1 protein-coding gene and 1 pseudogene are annotated in these 715 nt (G+C 55.8%); both read right to left on the reverse strand.

The genetic code is table 11. The features are described from left to right. A partial coding sequence (gene traP, locus CWM53_RS00895) for a conjugal transfer pilus-stabilizing protein TraP (RefSeq protein ID WP_100750709.1) occupies nt 1-530 on the reverse strand: 530 nt, incomplete at its 3' end. Continuing rightward, nucleotides 523-715: pseudogene (locus CWM53_RS00900) on the reverse strand (conjugal transfer protein TraB); the annotation flags it as partial. The pseudogene CWM53_RS00900 and the gene traP, both read right to left, overlap by 8 nt.

Here is a 715-nt window from a genome sequence, read left to right on the forward strand (position 1 = left end):
CATTCCGCAGTTCCCCCCTGTTCACGCTTAATCTGGCTGACATCAGATCGGGCTGGAATCAGCCTTGAAGAACCCGAACCAGACTCTCCGACGACAACACCGTTTTTCCGTATTCTCCCCCTGCGGACAGGAGTCCGACGGAAAACCACAGCCATCCCGGTAAACACCACCGCCATCAGCAGCCAGAGCCAGAGAATATTATGCGTATAGCTCTGGTCGATATATGCTGCATACCCTGCCGCATCCGTACTGACGGTGGTGCAGTCTTCCTGTAAAACCGGAGGCAGTGGTGCGTTCACCGCATCACCATTAAGTTCTTTCGGCCCCGTGCAGTCCTGAATGACATATCCCTCCTGCTGCACAGACTCTACGGTTTTCACGAGCGTCTGGCCGAACGTGTACGGTCCCGTCCGGAACACCAGAACAACCAGTAACATCATCATGGCCAGCGGATACACCACCGCACACTTAACCAGCCAGTGAGCCCAGCGCAGTGCTGACAGAACAGCAGTAATGAGAGACTTAGCCATTATTTTCCCCCTGCGGCGCTGCGCCCGGAGAGAACTCACGCGGATCAAGTTTGCCCAGCTTCTTCAGCATCTCGTCAGTATTGAATCCGTTCATACCGCCGCCTGACTGATGATGTGCATCAGCCTGCGGTGCCGGCTCCGCCTCCTGATTCTGAGCCTGCTGTTGCCCGTTCTTTTCCGCTTCC

It is taken from the genome of Klebsiella sp. A-Nf5, from assembly GCF_002810545.1.
Lineage (GTDB): Bacteria > Pseudomonadota > Gammaproteobacteria > Enterobacterales > Enterobacteriaceae > Klebsiella > Klebsiella variicola.